26 protein-coding genes and 1 tRNA gene are annotated in these 18,920 nt (G+C 61.4%); 1 reads left to right on the top strand and 26 read right to left on the bottom strand.

Going from position 1 to position 18,920, the window contains the following annotated elements:
• Positions 1–96 precede the first annotated feature (96 nt).
• Entirely contained in the window at positions 97–480 is a 384-nt protein-coding gene (locus AVTE2539_RS21005; protein WP_284413585.1) for a YraN family protein, read from the bottom strand.
• Here AVTE2539_RS21005 and rsmI point away from each other — a divergent pair.
• Positions 480–1,400: a 16S rRNA (cytidine(1402)-2'-O)-methyltransferase gene (rsmI, locus tag AVTE2539_RS21000; RefSeq protein ID WP_284413583.1), complete on the top strand. Its 921-nt coding sequence runs from the start codon at positions 480–482 to the stop codon at positions 1,398–1,400. The two genes, AVTE2539_RS21005 and rsmI, sit on opposite strands and share 1 nt — an antisense overlap.
• A gap of 74 nt (positions 1,401–1,474) precedes the next feature.
• Here the strand turns inward: rsmI and AVTE2539_RS20995 are convergent, their stop codons facing one another.
• The 25 genes from AVTE2539_RS20995 to AVTE2539_RS20875 form a co-directional block, all read right to left on the bottom strand.
• The gene (locus AVTE2539_RS20995) at positions 1,475–2,731 is read right to left on the bottom strand and encodes an Hsp70 family protein (RefSeq protein ID WP_284394015.1); all 1,257 of its coding nucleotides are present in this window, start codon (positions 2,729–2,731) and stop codon (positions 1,475–1,477) included.
• Between the two features lie 258 nt (positions 2,732–2,989).
• Positions 2,990–3,066: transfer RNA gene (locus AVTE2539_RS20990), tRNA-Met, on the bottom strand.
• A gap of 25 nt (positions 3,067–3,091) precedes the next feature.
• Positions 3,092–3,490 carry a 50S ribosomal protein L17 gene (gene rplQ, locus AVTE2539_RS20985; protein WP_284406975.1) on the bottom strand — a complete coding sequence of 133 codons (399 nt, stop codon included), beginning with the start codon at positions 3,488–3,490 and terminating at the stop codon, positions 3,092–3,094.
• A 90-nt stretch (positions 3,491–3,580) separates the two neighbouring features.
• The gene (locus AVTE2539_RS20980; protein WP_272549398.1) at positions 3,581–4,573 is read right to left on the bottom strand and encodes a DNA-directed RNA polymerase subunit alpha; all 993 of its coding nucleotides are present in this window, start codon (positions 4,571–4,573) and stop codon (positions 3,581–3,583) included.
• Between the two features lie 111 nt (positions 4,574–4,684).
• Entirely contained in the window at positions 4,685–5,308 is a 624-nt protein-coding gene (gene rpsD, locus AVTE2539_RS20975; protein ID WP_272566916.1) for a 30S ribosomal protein S4, read from the bottom strand.
• 89 nt (positions 5,309–5,397) lie between these two features.
• Complete coding sequence (gene rpsK / locus AVTE2539_RS20970) at positions 5,398–5,802, bottom strand: 30S ribosomal protein S11 (protein ID WP_011793799.1); 405 nt, start codon at positions 5,800–5,802, stop codon at positions 5,398–5,400.
• A gap of 18 nt (positions 5,803–5,820) precedes the next feature.
• Entirely contained in the window at positions 5,821–6,186 is a 366-nt protein-coding gene (gene rpsM, locus AVTE2539_RS20965) for a 30S ribosomal protein S13 (RefSeq protein ID WP_056670935.1), read from the bottom strand.
• A gap of 22 nt (positions 6,187–6,208) precedes the next feature.
• The gene (gene rpmJ / locus AVTE2539_RS20960) at positions 6,209–6,322 is read right to left on the bottom strand and encodes a 50S ribosomal protein L36 (RefSeq protein WP_011793797.1); all 114 of its coding nucleotides are present in this window, start codon (positions 6,320–6,322) and stop codon (positions 6,209–6,211) included.
• Between the two features lie 149 nt (positions 6,323–6,471).
• Positions 6,472–7,791, bottom strand: a complete 1,320-nt coding sequence (gene secY, locus AVTE2539_RS20955; RefSeq protein WP_284413580.1) for a preprotein translocase subunit SecY — start codon at positions 7,789–7,791, stop codon at positions 6,472–6,474.
• Positions 7,792–7,814: 23 nt separating this feature from the next.
• Positions 7,815–8,246, bottom strand: coding sequence for a 50S ribosomal protein L15 (gene rplO / locus AVTE2539_RS20950; RefSeq protein WP_272569571.1), 432 nt, complete (start codon positions 8,244–8,246; stop codon positions 7,815–7,817).
• Positions 8,247–8,256: 10 nt separating this feature from the next.
• Positions 8,257–8,439, bottom strand: a complete 183-nt coding sequence (gene rpmD / locus AVTE2539_RS20945) for a 50S ribosomal protein L30 (RefSeq protein WP_056670941.1) — start codon at positions 8,437–8,439, stop codon at positions 8,257–8,259.
• A gap of 14 nt (positions 8,440–8,453) precedes the next feature.
• Entirely contained in the window at positions 8,454–8,972 is a 519-nt protein-coding gene (gene rpsE, locus AVTE2539_RS20940; RefSeq protein WP_272549406.1) for a 30S ribosomal protein S5, read from the bottom strand.
• Between the two features lie 17 nt (positions 8,973–8,989).
• Positions 8,990–9,355, bottom strand: coding sequence for a 50S ribosomal protein L18 (gene rplR, locus AVTE2539_RS20935; protein ID WP_272549407.1), 366 nt, complete (start codon positions 9,353–9,355; stop codon positions 8,990–8,992).
• A gap of 11 nt (positions 9,356–9,366) precedes the next feature.
• A complete protein-coding gene (gene rplF / locus AVTE2539_RS20930) occupies positions 9,367–9,900 on the bottom strand; it encodes a 50S ribosomal protein L6 (RefSeq protein WP_272566914.1) in 534 nt (177 codons plus the stop codon).
• Positions 9,901–9,924: 24 nt separating this feature from the next.
• Positions 9,925–10,320, bottom strand: coding sequence for a 30S ribosomal protein S8 (gene rpsH, locus AVTE2539_RS20925; RefSeq protein WP_005793636.1), 396 nt, complete (start codon positions 10,318–10,320; stop codon positions 9,925–9,927).
• 20 nt (positions 10,321–10,340) lie between these two features.
• The gene (gene rpsN / locus AVTE2539_RS20920; RefSeq protein WP_272549410.1) at positions 10,341–10,646 is read right to left on the bottom strand and encodes a 30S ribosomal protein S14; all 306 of its coding nucleotides are present in this window, start codon (positions 10,644–10,646) and stop codon (positions 10,341–10,343) included.
• Positions 10,647–10,654: 8 nt separating this feature from the next.
• A complete protein-coding gene (gene rplE, locus AVTE2539_RS20915; protein WP_272566913.1) occupies positions 10,655–11,194 on the bottom strand; it encodes a 50S ribosomal protein L5 in 540 nt (179 codons plus the stop codon).
• A 9-nt stretch (positions 11,195–11,203) separates the two neighbouring features.
• On the bottom strand, positions 11,204–11,524 hold the full coding sequence (gene rplX, locus AVTE2539_RS20910) for a 50S ribosomal protein L24 (RefSeq protein ID WP_272549412.1): 321 nt from the start codon (positions 11,522–11,524) through the stop codon (positions 11,204–11,206).
• 9 nt (positions 11,525–11,533) lie between these two features.
• Positions 11,534–11,902 (bottom strand): 50S ribosomal protein L14, encoded by a 369-nt coding sequence (rplN, locus tag AVTE2539_RS20905; protein WP_025596343.1) that lies wholly within the window; start codon positions 11,900–11,902, stop codon positions 11,534–11,536.
• A 194-nt stretch (positions 11,903–12,096) separates the two neighbouring features.
• Complete coding sequence (locus tag AVTE2539_RS20900) at positions 12,097–13,689, bottom strand: glycerol-3-phosphate dehydrogenase/oxidase (RefSeq protein ID WP_284413577.1); 1,593 nt, start codon at positions 13,687–13,689, stop codon at positions 12,097–12,099.
• Positions 13,690–13,842: 153 nt separating this feature from the next.
• A complete protein-coding gene (locus tag AVTE2539_RS20895; protein ID WP_284394143.1) occupies positions 13,843–15,573 on the bottom strand; it encodes an ABC transporter substrate-binding protein in 1,731 nt (576 codons plus the stop codon).
• A 113-nt stretch (positions 15,574–15,686) separates the two neighbouring features.
• Positions 15,687–15,995, bottom strand: coding sequence for a DUF2160 domain-containing protein (locus tag AVTE2539_RS20890; RefSeq protein ID WP_284413575.1), 309 nt, complete (start codon positions 15,993–15,995; stop codon positions 15,687–15,689).
• A gap of 150 nt (positions 15,996–16,145) precedes the next feature.
• Positions 16,146–16,958 (bottom strand): carbohydrate ABC transporter permease, encoded by an 813-nt coding sequence (locus AVTE2539_RS20885; protein ID WP_272549418.1) that lies wholly within the window; start codon positions 16,956–16,958, stop codon positions 16,146–16,148.
• Entirely contained in the window at positions 16,951–17,847 is an 897-nt protein-coding gene (locus tag AVTE2539_RS20880; RefSeq protein WP_272549419.1) for a carbohydrate ABC transporter permease, read from the bottom strand. Before AVTE2539_RS20880 ends, AVTE2539_RS20885 begins: the two co-directional genes overlap by 8 nt.
• Entirely contained in the window at positions 17,844–18,920 is a 1,077-nt protein-coding gene (locus tag AVTE2539_RS20875) for an ABC transporter ATP-binding protein (protein ID WP_284394149.1), read from the bottom strand. Before AVTE2539_RS20875 ends, AVTE2539_RS20880 begins: the two co-directional genes overlap by 4 nt.

Below are 18,920 nucleotides of genomic sequence, written 5' to 3'. Positions count from 1 at the left end.
AGATGATACCCGGGGGGTCGGCGCCGTTTGGGTCAACCATGGACGGCAGGCGTAAAACACTGCATCCTGTTTGACTCCAACCAAGGGCTCGAAGCGTTACTGCGCCTCGAAGGCGCCACGCAGCCACTGCACTGAATCGCCTTCCACCAGGACCGCATCGAATCGACATGGCGGCGGTGCAGGCAGGCGCATCAGGTAGCAGCGGGCGGCGAACACGATCCGCTGCTGCTTGGTCCGGCCGATGCTGGCACCCGCGCCGCCAAACGCGCTGCTGGCGCGGCTTCGCACTTCCACGAACACCACCGTGCCATCGCGATCCCGCACGATCAGATCGATCTCGCCGCCGCCACGCCCGGGCGTTCGATAATTGCGCTCGACCAGCCGCAGTCCAGCGGCTTGCAGGTGGGCCAACGCGAGGTCTTCGGCAGCATTGCCGACCACGCGCGTGGTGGCCACCGGTTTTTTCCCAAGGAATCCCATTGAGCGCCTCTTTCGCTTCAGCCCTGAACGCCGCACGCGACGCGGCGGCTGCGCAGCATTATCCGCAAGGGGCTCTGTACGTGGTGGCCACGCCCATCGGCAACCTGGCCGACATCACACTGCGGGCGCTGCACGTTCTGCAACTGGCCGACACCATCGCCTGCGAAGACACCCGCCACACCCAGGCGCTGCTGCGTGCCTACGGCATAGAAAGACCCGGCAGCCAATTGCTGGCGGTGCACCAGCACAACGAGGCCGAGGCATCGCATGCGGTAGTGGAGCGTTTGCGCGCAGGGCAGCGGGTGGCCTACGCCAGTGACGCGGGCACCCCGGGCGTCAGCGATCCGGGAGCACGGATCGTCGCTGCCGTGCATGCGGCAGGGTTGCGCGCCGTGCCGCTGCCAGGGGCGAGCAGCGTGACCTCGGCACTCAGCGCAGCAGGCGCCGTGGCCCAGGGGGCCGAAGGTTTTCTTTTTGCCGGCTTTCTTCCGACCAAGAGCGGTGAGCGGGCAACGGCAGTGCAGCAGCTCGCCACGGAGACCCGCTGTGTGGTGCTGCTGGAGGCCCCGCACCGCATCGCCGAACTGGCACAGGCCCTTGTCATCCTGGGAGAACGGCAGGTCACGCTCGCCAGGGAGCTGACCAAACAGTTCGAAGAAATTGCCACCCAGCCCGCCCATGCCCTGCCCGCCTGGCTGGCCAGCGGACCACAACGCTCGCGGGGCGAGTTCGTGGTGCTGTTGCATCCGGTGCAGGCAGCGCAGGACGATGGCGACAGCCTGCGCGTGCTGAAGTTGTTGATGCAGGAACTCCCGCTCAAGACCGCCGTCCGCCTGGCGGCCGAGATCACAGGGGCATCGCGCAATGCCCTGTACCAATCGGCTTTGGCGCTCAAGCAGGAAGGTGGAGCACAGGCCTAGCGGACCTGGCACATGCCAAGCGATGCAATGCAGCCACTGGCGATGGTGAACGCATCCCCCTGCAAGCAAGTCCGTTAGCCGACCGTGTACGCAAGTCCGGACGCCACGCCGCCGAACAGGTCGCCTTCCATCTGAGTCACGTGTGGGAAGGCCTTCTTCAACGCGGTACGCAGTGGACGTAATGCAGAAGAGCCACCCGTGAGATAAATGGCATCGATGCCATCGGCATCCAGTCCGGCCTTGCGCAGGCATTCCTGGGCGCAATCCACGATCTGCTGCAAAGGCCCTTCCAGTTGCGCCTCCAGAACATCGGGTGAAATGAAGGATTGCAGATCGGATTCGAGCCAATCCAGCACGATTAGTTCTTCAGCGCTGTTTTGCGACACCGCGATCTTGGCCTGCTCCACCGCATTGGCCAAACGGTGCCCCCATCGCTCGTTGAGCACCTCCATCAATCGGTCGTGCAGGCGAAGGTCTGCATAGTCGGTCCGAAGGGCTTGCGCTTCCCTCAGGGCTTTGGCGCTGTACAGCCACTGGATCAGGTGCCATGTCGATAGATCGAAGAACACGCGGCTGGGGACCTCCCGACCACTGGGTCCGATGTGGCGCAAACCGAGCAGCGGCATGACCTGAGCCCGGCTCAACCGCTGGTCGAAATCGGTCCCACCCAAGTGCACCCCGGAAGTGGCCAGCACGTCGGAACTGCGATCGGCCAGCAGAGCACGTTCGGGGCCGAGGCGCACGACGGTGAAATCCGAGGTCCCCCCGCCAATGTCCACTACCAGCACCAACGATTCCTGTGTGATCCGCTGTTCATGGTCCAGCGCCGCCGCGATGGGCTCCAGTTGGAAGGAGACATTGGTGAACCCGGCATCCAAGGCCGCCTGCCGCAAGGCGTCTTCCGCCTGCGCATCACGCGCTTCGTCGCCATCCACGAAGTGGACAGGCCGCCCCATGACAACGCGGTCCGGCATCGCACCCAGCGCTTGCCGGGCCTGTCCCGCCAACGTGCGCAGAAACAGCGCGATGATGTCCTGATAGCTCACCATGTTCTGGTACACCGCCGTCTTGTCCTGCAGCAGCGCGCTGCCCAGAAGGCTTTTCAGCGACCGCATGAGCCGCCCCTCGGTGCCTGCGAGGTAATGCGCCACGGCATCCCGCCCGATGTGGGTTCGATGGTCTTCCGTGTTGAAGAACAGGGCGGTCGGCAATGTGGTTGCGGCCCCTTCCAACGGCAGCAATGTGGCCACGCCCCGACCCCGTCTCAGCGCCATGGCGGAATTGGAGGTGCCGAAATCAATGCCAAGCGTGGTTTCTTCTGAGGATGTCATCGTGAACAAGGAGAGATGGGCATCAACCCCTGGATGGGTAAGACGGCATCAGAGCATCGAGAAGCTGTTGGCAAACACACCTTCTTAATGTGCAGCGCACCACTGCGAAGCCTCTGGACCCATGAAAGATGCAGCGCTTCACCCGCTTGACTGGAGGCTAGCTGAAGCTCGTTATCAGTATTTATCCAGTGAGTTAAACGACAAAAAACAAAAAAGCCCACTGTTTAGTGGGCTTTTTTGAGAGCGTTTCCGCTTTATTGGTTGCGCGAGGAGGATTTGAACCTCCGACCTTTGGGTTATGAGCCCAACGAGCTACCAGACTGCTCCATCGCGCGGCAAGAGATGAATTATAACCTACTTTTATGCTTCTGCGGAAGCATTTGCGGTTTCTGCAGATTCTTCTGCACGATCAACCAGTTCGACATACGCCATAGGTGCATTGTCACCCACGCGGAAACCCATCTTCAGGATGCGCGTGTAGCCGCCTGGACGTGCCTTGAACCGGGGGCCGAGCACGTTGAACAGCTTGGTCACGCTGTCACGATCACGCAGGCGATCGAATGCCAAGCGGCGATTGGCCAAAGTGTCTTCCTTTGCCAGGGTGATCATGGGTTCCACCACACGGCGCAGTTCCTTGGCCTTGGGCAGCGTGGTCTTGATGGCCTCGTGCTCGATGAGCGAGTTCATCATGTTCTGCAGCATCGCGAGTCGGTGCGAGCTGGTGCGATTGAGTTTACGAAGGCCGTGTCCGTGGCGCATGGTGCTTTCCTTATGAGTAATTAAATCGGGCAGCCGTATCAGGTACTGCCCAAGGCACTGGCTCCCATCGAGGGAGCCCAAAATTATAACTTAACGCTTGTCCAGGCCTGCAGGTGGCCAGTTTTCCAGCTTCATTCCCAGAGTCAAACCACGGGAAGCCAAGACTTCCTTGATTTCATTGAGCGACTTACGGCCCAGATTAGGCGTCTTCAGCAACTCGTTCTCGGTGCGCTGGATCAGGTCACCGATGTAGTAAATGTTCTCGGCCTTCAAGCAGTTGGCGGAGCGCACTGTCAATTCCAGCTCGTCCACAGGGCGCAGCAAGATCGGATCGAACGTTGCACTGCCGCGAGGACCTGCTGGCGCATCGAATGCGGCCAATTCGCCGCCCTCGAGTTGCGCAAACACAGCCAGTTGTTCCACCAAAATCTTGGCGGATGCTCGCACGGCATCTTCCGCCGTAATGGCACCATTGGTCTCGATTTCGACAACCAGCTTGTCCAGATCGGTGCGCTGCTCGACGCGGGCGCTTTCCACGGTGTAGCTCACGCGCTTGACCGGAGAAAAAGATGCATCCAGCACAATGCGGCCGATCGACTTCGTCGATTCGTCGGCATAACGGCGCAGATTGCCCGGCACATAGCCACGGCCTTTTTCTACCTTGATCTGCATGTCCAGCTTGCCGCCCTGCGACAGATGAGCAATGACGTGATCCGGGTTGACGATTTCAACGTCATGGGGCGTCTGGATATCCCGCGCCGTGACCACGCCCTCACCGTCCTTGCGAAGGCTCAGCGTGACTTCATCGCGGTTGTGGAGCTTGAACACCACGCCCTTGAGATTCAACAAGATGTTGACAACATCTTCCTGCACACCATCGATGGATGAATACTCGTGCAAGACACCTGCGATCGTGACTTCCGTTGCTGCGTAACCCACCATGGACGAGAGCAGAACACGGCGAATGGCATTGCCCAGAGTGTGGCCATAGCCGCGCTCAAAGGGCTCCAACGCGACCTTGGCACGATTGTGGCCAAGCTGCTCGACATTGATCGCCTTGGGTTTCAGCAAATTGGTTTGCATTCAGACTTCCTCTCAATACCCCCAGCTCGTTACACCGGTAAGGCTGGTGAAGCGCCTATACCGCGATGCCTCGCGGTATAGGAACAATTTTCTCGAATGTGCGCTAAATGCTTAGCGCGAATAGAGTTCAACGATCAGGGATTCGTTGATGTCAGCGCCGAATTCGTCACGATCCGGGACCTTCTTGAAGATACCTTCGGCCTTGTCGGCATTCACTTCCACCCAAGCTGGCATACCCACTTGCTGGGCCAGCTGCAAGGCTTCGACCACGCGACCTTGCTTCTTGGACTTTTCACGCACAGCCACCACATCGCCCGTCTTGACGAGGTACGAGGCGATGTTGACGGATTGGCCGTTCACCGTGATGGCCTTGTGCGAAACAAGTTGGCGTGCTTCTGCGCGCGTGGAACCGAAGCCCATGCGATACACCACGTTGTCCAGGCGGGATTCCAGCAGGAACAGCAGGTTGGCACCGGTGTTGCCCTTGCGGCGATCAGCGGCTTCGAAATAGCGGCGGAATTGCTTTTCCAGCACGCCATACATGCGCTTGACCTTCTGCTTTTCGCGCAGTTGCAGACCATAGTCGGACGTGCGAGCACCGGAGGTGCGGCCATGCTGACCTGGCTTGGAGTCGAACTTGGCCTTGTCCGCGATAGAGCGGCGAGCGCTCTTCAGGAACAGGTCAGTGCCTTCACGGCGGGAGAGTTTGGCCTTGGGGCCGAGGTAACGTGCCACTTGAGCTTCCTTGGATTGTCATCTTCCGCAACATCATTGCGGGAGCCACCTGCTGCTAAAGCAATCAGGTGGCGGTGGGCTTATAAAAATTAGATGCGACGGCGCTTTTGCGGACGGCAGCCGTTATGGGGAACCGGCGTCACGTCAGAGATCGACGTGATGCGGATACCCAGGGCGCCCAGCGCGCGCACCGACGATTCACGACCAGGACCTGGGCCCTTGATCTCGACATCAAGATTCTTGATGCCTTGTTCAATGGCAGCACGACCCGCGACTTCGGATGCAACCTGTGCAGCGAACGGCGTGGACTTGCGCGAACCCTTGAAACCTTGACCACCCGACGACGCCCAGGACAAGGCATTGCCTTGGCGATCGGTGATCGTGATGATGGTGTTATTGAACGAAGCATGCACGTGCGCGATACCGTCCGAAACGTTCTTGCGAACCTTCTTGCGAACGCGCTGTGCAGCGTTATTGGCGGGAGACTTTGCCATGTTGATCTTTCAATCTTTTTACTTCTTCAGCGCCGCAGCACCCTTGCGCGGCCCCTTGCGGGTACGAGCATTCGTGCGCGTACGCTGACCACGCATGGGCAGACCGCGACGATGCCGGAAGCCGCGGTAGCAGCCAATGTCCATCAAGCGCTTGATGTTCATCGTGGTTTCGCGACGCAGATCACCTTCGATGGTGAACTGCGCGATCTGATCGCGAATCTTTTCGAGATCGCCGTCCGTCAGATCCTTGATCTTCTTGGAATAAGCGATGTCACAGGCTTCGCAGATCTTGCGAGCGCGGGTGCGACCGATGCCAAAAATGGCGGTCAAGCCGATTTCAGCATGCTGATGCGGCGGAATATTAATGCCAGCGATACGTGCCATATGCGTCCTCTAATACTTTCAATCAACCTTGGCGCTGCTTATGGCGCATGTCCGTGCAGATCACGCGCACCACACCTTTGCGGCGGATGATCTTGCAGTTGCGGCAGATTTTCTTGACCGAAGCCGAAACTCTCATTTCATTCTCCTAAAACTCGTCTTTTCGTCCCGGCCCACTGCGCGGAACACAATTTGCGCCCGCGATGACTCGGAGGCATCAATAAACCGTATCCACCAAGGCCAACCCGCCACTATAGCGCATTTGCCAAGATTCCACTTGTGACTGACTCAGCTGCCAGGCGTTGCTTTGAAGTTGGCCTTCTTGAGCAACGACTCGTACTGCTGCGACATCATGTAGTTCTGCACCTGGGCCATGAAGTCCATGGTGACCACCACAATGATCAGTAAAGAGGTGCCACCAAAATAGAACGGCACGTTGTACTTCAAGATCATGAACTCGGGGAGCAAGCACACAAAGGTGATGTACACCGCTCCAGCCAGCGTCAAGCGAACCAGGATCTTGTCGATGTAGCGAGCCGTCTGTTCTCCAGGACGAATCCCAGGAATGAAGGCACCACTCTTCTTCAAGTTGTCTGCAGTCTCCCGGCTGTTGAACACCAATGCGGTGTAGAAGAAGCAGAAGAACACAATGGCTGCTGCGTAGAACATCACATAGATCGGCTGACCCGGGGTCAGTGCTCCAGAAATGTCACGCAACCAACGCATCGACTCACCCGCACTGAACCAGTTCACCACCGTCGCCGGCAACAAAATGATCGACGAAGCAAAGATCGGCGGAATCACCCCAGCCATGTTGAGCTTCAAAGGCAGATGCGACGATTGCCCGCCATACACCTTGTTGCCCACCTGGCGCCTCGCGTAATTCACGAGAATCTTTCGCTGACCTCTTTCGACAAACACGACGAAATAGGTCACTGCCGCCACGATCAGCACGATGAAGATCGCAGCCAGGATGCTCATCGCACCTGTGCGCACCAGCTCCAGCAATCCACCGATAGAACTCGGCAGCCCTGCAGCGATACCTGCGAAGATCAGGATCGAAATCCCGTTGCCCAAGCCACGCTCTGTGATCTGCTCACCCAACCACATCAGGAACATCGTGCCAGCCGTCAAGCTCACCACGGCCGTCATGCGAAACCCGAAACCGGGACTCAGCACCAGCCCTGCGGAACTCTCCAATGCCACAGCAATGCCCAGCGACTGGAATATGGCCAAACCCAGCGTTCCATAACGCGTGTATTGCGTGATCTTGCGCCGCCCTGCTTCGCCTTCCTTCTTCAGCTGCTCGAACGTCGGAACGACGTAGGTCATCAGCTGCATGATGATCGACGCCGAGATATACGGCATGATCCCCAGAGCGAAAACCGTGAAGCGCGAGAGCGCTCCACCCGAGAACATGTTGAACAGGTTCAGAATGCCACCCTGCTGGCCACTGAACAGCTGTTGCAGCTGCGCCGGATCAATGCCCGGCACGGGAATGTGCGCTCCGATGCGGTACACGACCAACGCCAGCAGCAGAAAAACCAGCCGGCGACGCAAATCGCCGAACTTACCGGTTTTCGCAATTTGAGCTGCGTTAGTAGCCACGGATGCGTTCCTTCAGAACGTATTCAAGCCAGGCTGCCGCCGGCAGCTTCGATGGCCGCCTTCGCGCCCGCCGTTGCACCGATGCCAGTCAACTTGACCGACTTGCTCAGTTCGCCACTCTTGATGACCTTCACCACCTTGATCAGCTGACCCACCAAACCGGCGCTCTTGAGCGCCAGCAGGTCGACTTCAGCAAGACCCAGTTGGTCCAGCGCCGTCAGGGTCACTTCTGCATTGAACTTCAGCAGATGGGACTTGAAGCCGCGCTTGGGCAGGCGACGCTGCAGAGGCATTTGACCGCCTTCGAAGCCCACCTTGTGGTAACCGCCAGAACGCGATTTTTGACCCTTGTGACCGCGACCCGCGGTCTTGCCCAGACCAGAGCCGATACCGCGACCAACGCGGCGCTTGGCATGCTTGGCTCCGTCTGCAGGCTTGATGCTATTGAGTTCCATCATCAACCTCTCAGAGGACTTTGACCAGATAGCTGATCTTGTTAATCATGCCGCGCACTTCAGGGCTGTCCTGCAGTTCGCTGATGCTGTTCAGCTTGCGCAGGCCCAGGCCGCGTACGGTGGCACGGTGCGATTCCTTGGTGCCGATCGGGCTGCGCACCAGTTGAATCTTGACGGTTTGTTGCGTAGTCATTTGCTCAACTCCGTTCAGGCGAAGATGTCTTCGACCGACTTGCCGCGCTTGGCTGCCACTTCCGAGGGGGTCGTGGAATGCACCAGCGCATCGAACGTTGCGCGGACCATGTTGTAGGGGTTCGACGAACCGTGGCTCTTGGCCACGATGTCGGTGATGCCCAACACTTCGAACACAGCACGCATCGGGCCGCCCGCAATGATGCCCGTACCCTTGGGTGCGGGAGCCATCATCACGTGTGCAGCACCATGGTGGCCCGTCACTTGATGGTGGATGGTGCCGTTCTTGAGCGACACCTTCACCAGATTGCGGCGAGCTTCTTCCATTGCCTTTTGCACGGCTGCAGGCACTTCTTTCGACTTGCCCTTACCCATGCCGACGCGGCCATCACCGTCGCCGACCACAGTCAGTGCGGCGAAACCGAGAATACGGCCGCCCTTCACGACTTTGGTCACGCGGTTCACCGCGATCATTTTTTCGCGCAGACCGTCGTCCTGACCTTCGCTCTGCACTTTGGGTTGAAATTTAGCCATTTTGTATTTCGCTCCGCTTAGAACTGCAGGCCAGCTTCACGTGCAGCGTCGGCCAAAGCCTTGACGCGGCCGTGATAGGCAAAACCTGCACGATCGAATGCAACCTTCTCGATGCCGGCCGCCTTCGCCTTTTCAGCGATGCGCTTGCCGATGATCTGGGCAGCGGTGGCATTGCCACCCTTGCCAGAGCCACCGAGGGACTTGCGCACATCGGCTTCTGCCGTCGATGCGCTGGCCAGGACCTTGCTGCCGTCGCCGGAGATAACACTGGCGTAGATGTGAAGGTTCGTGCGATTCACCGTCAAACGCGCCACGCCTTGCTGCGCAATGCGAATGCGGGTCTGGCGCGAACGACGAAGACGCTGCTCTTTCTTGGTCAACATGTTGCAGCTCCTTATTTCTTCTTGGTCTCTTTGATCGTGACTTTTTCGTCCGAATAACGGATGCCTTTACCCTTGTAGGGCTCGGGCGGACGAACGGCACGGATCTCAGCGGCCAATTGGCCGACGCGCTGGCGGTCGGCACCCTTGATCACGATTTCGGTCGGGGTTGGAGTCGCAACCGTGATGCCAGCAGGCATTTCGAAGTTCACGGGGTGCGAGTAACCCACGCTCAGATTCAGCTTGGCACCTGCAGCCTGGGCCTTGTAGCCCACGCCGATCAGGTTCAGCTTCTTTTCGAAGCCCTTGCTGACACCCACCACCATGTTGTTCACCAACTGGCGGATCGTGCCACTCATGGCATTCGCTTCACGGGACTCGTTGACAGGCTCAAAGCTGAGCTTGCCGTCCTTGATGGAGACCTTCACAAGCGCGCTCTGGGTCAGCGACAGCGTGCCGCCCGTACCCTTCACATTGATCTGGTCGTCCTTGATGGACACATCCACACCTGCGGGGATGGTCACCGGCATTTTTCCTACGCGGGACATTTCAGTTACTCCTCAATGCCACGTTTAAGCGACGTAGCAAAGCACTTCGCCGCCGACACCGGTAGCGCGCGCTTTGCGATCGGTCATCACGCCCTTGGGCGTCGTGACAATTGCCACACCCAGACCGTTCATGACTTGCGGGATGGAATCACGGCCTTTGTACACACGCAGGCCAGGACGGCTCACGCGCTCGATACGCTCGATCACCGGACGACCGGCGTAGTACTTCAGTGCGATTTCAAGTTCGGACTTGCCGGCTTCGGTCTTGACCTGGAAGCCGTCGATATAACCCTCGTCCTTCAGCACTTGTGCGATGGCGATCTTCACTTTGGAAGACGGCACCAGCACGGTTGCCTTGGACACCATTTGCGCGTTGCGAATGCGGGTCAGCAAGTCAGCGATGGGATCACTCATGCTCATGTTGTATCTCTCCTGCCCGCTTACCAGCTGGCCTTGGTGACACCAGGGATGTCGCCGGCAAAAGCCAGTTCACGGATCTTTGCGCGAGCCAGACCGAATTGGCGGAACGTGCCACGTGGGCGACCGGTGATTTCGCAACGGTTGCGCTGACGCGTGGGGTTGGCGTTGCGTGGGAGCTTTTGCAGACCCAGACGGGCTGCTTCACGCTCTTCATCGCTGCGCTTCATGTCGCTGGCAACTGCCTTCAATTCCGCATACTTTGCTGCGTACTTGGCGGCCAATTTTTCGCGCTTCAGTTCGCGCTGGATCAAAGCTACTTTAGCCATACGCTGCCTCAGTTCTTGAACGGGAAACGGAAACCAGCGAGAAGCGCCTTCGCTTCTTCATCGCTACGTGCCGTCGTGGTGATGCTGATGTTGAGACCGCGCAAGGCATCCACCTTGTCGTACTCGATTTCAGGGAAAATGATCTGTTCCTTGACACCGATGTTGTAGTTGCCACGGCCATCAAAAGCCCGGCCAGAGATACCGCGGAAGTCCCGGACGCGAGGCAGAGCAACGGTCACGAAACGATCCAGGAATTCGTACATCTGAACGCCACGCAGGGTGACCATGCAGCCGATGGCCTGGCCTTCGCGGATCTTGAAACCGGCGATGGCCTTCTTGGCCTTGGTCACCACGGGCTTCTGACCAGCGATCTTGGTCAGATCGGCGACGGCGTTGTCCATCACCTTCTTGTCCGACACGGCTTCGCTCACACCCATGTTCAGGGTGATCTTCGTCAGCCGAGGGACTTGCATCGGAGAGGTGTAACCGAACTGCTTGGCGAGTTCGGGGGCGATTTTTTCGCGGTAGTGTTGTTGCAGTCGTGCCATGTTGACTCCTTAGGCCGCCTTGATTTCAGCGCCGCTGGACTTGAACACGCGAACGCGCGCACCATCAGCCTGCACCTTGATACCTACACGATCAGCCTTGCCGGTAGCCGCATTGAAGATGGCCACGTTGGACTGATGGATCGGCATGGCCTTTTCCACGATGCCGCCGGTCGTACCCTTCATGGGGTTCGGCTTGACATGCTTCTTGACCAGGTTGATGCCGTCGATGACCAGATAGGAGTCATCCTTGCGCAGCGACACTGTGCCGCGCTTGCCCTTGTCGCGCCCGGTGAGCACAACGATTTCGTCGCCCTTGCGAATCTTGTTCATGGCGCGTCCTCAGAGAACTTCAGGAGCCAGGGACACGATCTTCATGAACTTCTCGGTACGCAGTTCACGCGTCACGGGCCCGAAGATGCGGGTGCCGATGGGCTCCAGCTTTGCATTGAGCAACACTGCTGCGTTGCCATCGAATTTGACGAGCGAACCGTCGCCACGGCGAATACCCTTCGCCGTACGAACCACCACTGCGCTGTAGACCTCGCCCTTTTTGACGCGGCCACGCGGAGCGGCTTCCTTGATGCTCACCTTGATGATGTCGCCGACACTGGCGTAGCGACGCTTGGAACCACCCAGCACCTTGATGCACAGGACGGACTTCGCGCCGGTGTTGTCGGCAACGTCTAACCGAGATTCTGTCTGGATCATTTCAATATTCCCAACTTGCACCGGCAGGATTGACAGCCCCAGAGAACGTCTCAAGGGCTGAAGATCAGCCAATCAGTCTTGGGCCCGTCGTCCATGCCGCAAACCATTTGCAGCACTTCCCGCTGGGCAGAAACCTCGCGCTTGAAACGCGAAGCCCTCGATTTTGTCAAAAAGCGCAACTGGCGTCAAGCACTTCACAACGGGACGTCCAAATACTGCCGGGCCAACGCCTGAAACACCTCCAGTTGGGGGTCGAGGCCGAGCTCCTCGCGCAGGATCTCGCCCACGCGCGGGGCCAGACGAGCGGCTTGGGCCGCATCCAGGAAAAGCATCCGGCTGCGGCGGGCCAGCACATCTTCCACCGTGCGGGCGTACTCGTAGCGGGCGGCGAATCGCACCATCGCCTCGGTCAGCCCCTCTGACAGCGCGGTGTCCGCGCCTGGCAGGCCGTCGATGAAGGATGCCTCACTGCCATAGGAGTGCAGGCCTTGGGGCGCGCTGATGCGGTGCTGCACCGCCTGCTGGGGGGAGCCCACGAGGGGAAGATGGCGCGTCACGCCGCTCGGGCGCTCCGTCAGCAACCCCGCAGTGAAGCATTTTTGCAACACGTCCTCCGCCATGGCGCGGTACGTGGTCCATTTTCCGCCGGTGACGGTGACCAGTCCGCTCGCGCTGGCGATCACGGTGTGCTCGCGGCTGATGCTCTTCGTGTTGTCACCGTCGTCGTCCTGCGGCTTGACCAGAGGACGCAATCCGACCCAGATGCTGCGCACATCCGAAGGGGCCGGTGCCCGGGTCAGGTAGCGGGCGGATTCGCTGAGGATGAACGCCACTTCCTCCTTGAACGGTAGGGGCTCTCGGGCTAGGTCCTGGCGGGGGCTGTCTGTTGTCCCCAGGATGACCTTGCCCAGCCACGGCACGGCAAACAGCACCCGGCCATCGGCCGTCTTGGGCACCATGAGCGCATGGTCGGAAGGCAGGAACTCGCGGTCCACCACGATGTGCACGCCCTGGCTGGGTGCCACGATGGGCTTGGCGGGGCGTCCGAGCGCCGCGGCATCCTGCTGGCGGAACGCATCCACCCACACACCGGTGGCATTGACCACGCATTTCGCTCGCACGCTATAGGTGGTGCCGGTTTCGCGGTCCTCGCAGGTGAAACCCGCCACCTTGCCGGCCTCGTGCACCAGATCGCGCGCGGAGCAGTAGTTGACGAGCAAGGCCCCGCGCTGCGCCGCCGTGCGGGCCAAGGCGAGCGCCAGCCGGGCGTCGTCGAACTGGCCGTCCCAGTACTTGACCCCGCCTTTGAGCCCTTCCTTGCGGGCCGTGGGCAGCAGGCGCAAGGTGCTTTCCCGGCCCAGGAATTCGGTGGCGCCCAGGCCGGCCTTGCCCGCCAGGACGTCGTAGGCCTTGAGTCCCACGCCGTAGAACGGCGTTTCCCAATAGCGGTAGGACGGCATCACGAAAGGCAGCGGCTGCGCCAGGTGGGGGGCGTTGTTCAGCAGCGTGGTGCGCTCGTGCAGCGCTTCGCGCACGAGGGAGATATTGCCCTGCGCCAGATAGCGCACGCCCCCGTGCACCAGCTTGGTGGCGCGGGAGGATGTTCCCTTGGCGAAATCGTGCGACTCCACTAGGACCACGCTGAAGCCCCGCGCGGCGGCGTCCAGTGCCACGCCCAGGCCTGTCGCTCCGCCCCCGATCACCGCCAGGTCGTAGAGGCGGGGCTCGGCCAGCCGAGCCAGCAGTTCGGAGCGCTTGGTGTACAGGGGGGTGGTCACGGTATTCATGGGATCGATTGTCCATGCGTCTCGGAAAAACCAAGGGTTAACCCTTGATTCACCGCAAAAAACAAATCCGCCCAGGCCCTTGCAGACAAGGACGAGGGCGGGAGGTGGGCAAATCAGGCCGGCGGTGCGTGGGCGCCGGCCCATCCTGCCGGGTCAGCGCACCTTGCCGTCCTTCCAGGCCTGCAGCAGGCGGTCATAGGCAATGGTTTCGCCCTTGGGCTTTTCGTTGGCCAGCTTGGCCCAGGGGGCAGCCTTGTCGCTCAGCCACTTGGCAGGATCGCCCTTGGGATTGAGCTTGGGTGCGCAATGGGCCATGCCGGCGCGCTCCAGGCGGGCCATGACCTGGTCCATCTCATCGGCCAGCGTGTCCATGGCGCCCTGCGGGGTTTTCTCGCCCGTGACGGCCTGGGCCACGTTCTTCCACCACAGCTGCGCGAGCTTCGGGTAGTCGGGCACGTTGGTGCCGGTGGGCGACCAGGCCACGCGGGCCGGGCTGCGGTAGAACTCGACCAGGCCGCCGAGCTTGGGCGCCATGTCGGTCATGGCCTTGGACTGGATGTCGCTCTCGCGGATGGGCGTCAGGCCCACGATGGTCTTCTTGAGCGAGACGGTCTTGGCAGTCACGAACTGGGCGTAGAGCCAGGCGGCGGCCGTCTTGTTGGCGTCATGGCCGTTGAAGAACGACCACGATCCCACGTCCTGGTAGCCGTTCTGCATGCCGGGCTTCCAGTACGGGCCGTTGGGGCCAGGCGCCATGCGCCACTTGGGCGTGCCGTCGGCGTTCACCACGGGCAGGCCGGGCTTGACCATGTCGGCGGTGAAGGCGGTGTACCAGAAGATCTGCTGGGCGATCTGGCCTTGCGCCGGCACGGGGCCGGATTCGCCGAAGGTCATGCCCATGGCTTCCTTGGGCGCGTACTTCTTCATCCAGTCCACGTACTTGGTGAGCGCGTACACGGCCGCGGGCGAGTTGGTCGCGCCGCCGCGGGACACCGAGGCGCCCACGGGCGTGCACTTGTCCGCCGCCACGCGGATGCCCCATTCGTCGATCGGCAGGCCATTGGGCGTGCCGATGTCGGCAGCGCCCGCCATGGACAGCCATGCGTCGGTGAAGCGCCAGCCGAGCGAGGGGTCCTTCTTGCCGTAGTCCATGTGGCCGTAGATGGCCTTGCCGTCGATGGTCTTCACGTCGTTGCTGAAGAATTCGGCGATGTCTTCGTAGGCGCTCCAGTTCAGCGGCACGCCCAGGTCGTAGCCGTACTTGGCCTTGAACTTGTCCTTCAAGTCCTTGCGCTCGAACAGGTCGGCGCGGAACCAGTACAGGTTGGCGAACTGCTGGTCGGGCAGCTGGTAGAGCTTGCCGTCCGGCGCGGTGGTGAACTTGGTGCCGATGAAGTCCTTCAGGTCCAGCCCAGGGTTGGTGAACTCCTTGCCGGCGCCCGACATGTAGTCGGTCAGGTTCATCATCTTGCCGTAGCGGTAGTGCGTGCCGATCAGGTCGGAGTCGCTGATCCAGCCGTCATAGATCGACTTGCCCGACTGCATCGAGGTCTGCAGCTTCTCGACCACGTCGCCTTCCTGGATCAGGTCGTGCTTGACCTTGATGCCGGTGATCTCCTCAAAGGCCTTGGCCAGCGTCTTGGACTCGTACTCGTGCGTGGTCAGGGTTTCCGACACCACCGAGATTTCCTTCACGCCCTTGGCCTGCAGCTTCTTGGCCGCGTCGATGAACCACTTCATCTCGGCCAGTTGCTGGTCCTTGGCCAGCGTGGACGGCTGGAATTCGCTGTCCACCCACTTCTTGGCTTCCGCCTCGCCCGCCATGGCCGTGTTGCCGGCCAGGACCGCGACGGCCAACGCCAGCGCCGAATACTGCATCTTCATAGTGCTTGTCTCCTGATAGTCAGTTGAATCGACTCCCCTTTGCATTCCAGCGGCCGCCGGGTCCGGGGGATGGGTCGGACCGGCGGCAGAAAAAACTCCAGGCAACTGTGCCGTCAGCCCTTGCGCAGGATCAGCACCAGCAAGGCCATCGACAGCACGAAGCTGATCCAGATCGACGGCTCGGCCGACAGCGAGAACCACTGCACCAGGTGCCCGCTGATGCCCACGAAGGCCAGGTTCACATAGGCGGCGGCCAGCAGGCCGATGAAGAGGCGGTCGCCGCGCGTCGTCGCCAGCGGCAGCCAGCCACGCCGGAGCAGGGTGGGGGACTTGATTTCCCACACCGTCATGCCGGCCAGCATGAGCACGATGCACAGGAAGAAAACGGCCACCGGCGTGGTCCAGGCCATCCACTCAAACATGGGTACCTCCCTGAGCGCCTGCGGCGCTTCCTCCCCGGGGGACGCAGCTGGCGGCCGGGCAAGGCCCGTTCCACGGCTGCCGCTGGCCTTGGACGCATCGCGCGCTCTGCGGTGAAAGTGTGTGATTCATGCTTGTGCTCCCTTCACACGTCAAACCCGGCCCATCGCGAAACCCTTCGCGATGTAGTGCCGCACGAACCAGATGACGATGGCACCCGGCACGATGGTGAGCACACCGGCCGCGGCCAGGGTGGCCCAGTCCATGCCGGAGGCGCTCACGGTGCGCGTCATCGTCGCCACGATGGGCTTGGCGTTCACGCTGGTGAGCGTGCGCGCCAGCAGCAGCTCGACCCAACTGAACATGAAGCAGAAGAACGCCGCCACGCCCACGCCGGCCTTGATGAGTGGCAGGAAGATGGTCAGGAAAAAGCGCGGGAAGCTGTAGCCGTCGATGTAAGCCGTCTCGTCGATCTCCCGCGGGATGCCGGTCATGAAACCTTCCAGGATCCACACCGCCAGGGGCACGTTGAACAGCAGGTGGGCCAACGCCACGGCGATGTGCGTATCCATCAGCCCCACGGTCGTGTAGAGCTGGAAGAACGGCAGCAGGAACACCGCGGGCGGCGTCATGCGGTTGGTCAGCAGCCAGAAGAACACGTGCTTGTCGCCCAGGAACTGGTAGCGCGAGAACGCATACGCCGCCGGCAGCGCCACGGTGAGCGAGATCACCGTGTTGATGGCCACGTAGATCAGGCTGTTGATGTAGCCCGAGTACCAGGACTCGTCGGTGAAGATGGTCTTGTAGTTGTCCCAGGTGAAGTGCTGGGGAAAGAACGAGAACGTGGAGAGGATCTCCGCGTTCGTCTTGAAGCTCATGTTGACCATCCAGTAGATGGGCAGCAGCGCGAAGACGATGTAGGCCGCAAGGAAGAGGCTCCGCTTGCGAAAGCGCTTTTCATTCATGGCCGGCTCCGGTCTGTGCGTCGGTGCCCACGCGCTGCATCCAGTTGTAGAGGATGAAGCACAGCAGCAGGATGATGAGGAAGTAGATCAGCGAGAACGCCGCCGCCGGGCCCAGGTCGAACTGGCCCACGGCCTTCTGCGTGAGGTACTGGCTGAGGAAGGTGGTGGCATTGCCCGGCCCGCCGCCGGTGAGCACGAAGGGCTCGGTGTAGATCATGAAGCTGTCCATGAAGCGCAGCAGCACCGCGATCATCAGCACGCCGCGCATCTTGGGCAGCTGGATGTAGCGGAACACGGCGAACTTGCTCGCGCCGTCGATGCGCGCGGCCTGGTAGTAGGCGTCGGGAATCGAGCGCAGCCCGGCGAAGCACAGCAGCGCCACCAGCGGCGTCCAGTGCCACACGTCCATGACCAGCACGGTGAGCCAGGCCTGCGTGGCGTTGCCGGTGTAGCTGTAGTCGATGCCGATGTACTGCAGCGCGGCGCCCAGCAGGCCAATGTCGGCGCGGCCGTAGATCTGCCAGATGGTGCCCACCACGTTCCACGGGATCAGCAGCGACAGCGCCACCGTCACCAGCACGGCGGAGGACTTCCAGCCCTGCGCGGGCATGGACAGCGCCAGGCAGATGCCCAGCGGGATCTCCACCGCCAGCACGGCGAGCGAGAACGTGATCTGGCGCCACAGGGCCGCATGCAGCTCTTCGTCGCGCATCACGGCGGCGAACCATTCGGTGCCGACGAACACGCGCCGCTCGGGCGAGATGATGTCCTGCACCGAGTAGTTCACCACGGTCATCAGCGGCAGGATGGCCGAGAACGCCACGCACAGGATGACGGGCAGGATCAGGAACCAGGCCTTCTGGTTCACCGGTTTGGTCGTGGTGCTCATGCCAGCAACTCCTCGTTTTGGTAGAAGCAGGTGTGGCGCCCCAACACCTGCAGCCAGACCGTGTCGCCCGCCGAAGGCACCGCCTCGCCGGTGCCCAGGCGGGCCTTGAGCGTGTGCTCGCCCACGCGGGCGGTGAGCAGGAAGTAGGTGCCGATGTCCTGCACCTTCTCCACCGTGCAGGGCAGCGCGCCGGGCTGCCCTGCCGCGGCGATGGCCAGGTACTCGGGGCGCACGCCCACCTGCAGCGCGCCGGCCGGCAGGGCCTTGCCCGCGGGCCGCGCCAGGCGGTGGCCCGCGACGACGATGGCATCCGCTTCGCCCTGCGCGGGCAGGAAGTTCATGCCCGGCGAGCCGATGAAGTGGCCCACGAACACGTGCTGCGGCCGCTCGAACAGCGCATCGGCCGCGCCCACCTGCACGGCGCGTCCGCGCGTCATCACCACCACCTCTTCGGCGAAGGTCAGCGCCTCCACCTGGTCGTGGGTCACGTAGATCAGGGTCAGCTTGAGCTCGTGGTGGATCTGCTTGAGCTTGCGGCGCAGCTGCCACTTGAGGTGCGGATCGATCACCGTGAGCGGCTCGTCGAAGAGCACGGCCGCCACGTCGGAGCGCACCAGGCCGCGCCCGAGCGATATCTTCTGCTTGGCATCGGCGGCCAGGCCCGAGGCGCGCTGGTCGAGCTGCCCGCTCATGTCCAGCATCTCGGCGATCTGGCCGACGCGCTGGCGGATCTGGGCCTCAGGCACCTTGCGGTTCTTGAGCGGAAAGGCGAGGTTCTCGGCCACCGTCATGGTGTCGTAGATCACCGGAAACTGGAACACCTGGGCGATGTTGCGCTCCTGCGGGCTCGCGTGGGTGACGTCCTTGCCGTCGAACAGCACGCGCCCCTGCGAGGGCACGAGCAGGCCCGACATGATGTTGAGCATGGTCGTCTTGCCGCAGCCCGAGGGGCCCAGCAAGGCATAGGCGCCGCCGTCGCGGAACTCCATCGACAGCGGCAGCAGCGCGTAGTCGCTGTCCTGCTGCGGGTTGGGCTTGTAGGCGTGCGCCAGGTCCAGATTGATGCGCGCCAT

The organism is Acidovorax sp. SUPP2539, assembly GCF_030158975.1.
Classification (GTDB): domain Bacteria; phylum Pseudomonadota; class Gammaproteobacteria; order Burkholderiales; family Burkholderiaceae_C; genus Paracidovorax.
This window is presented reverse-complemented; position numbering and strand designations above follow the sequence as displayed.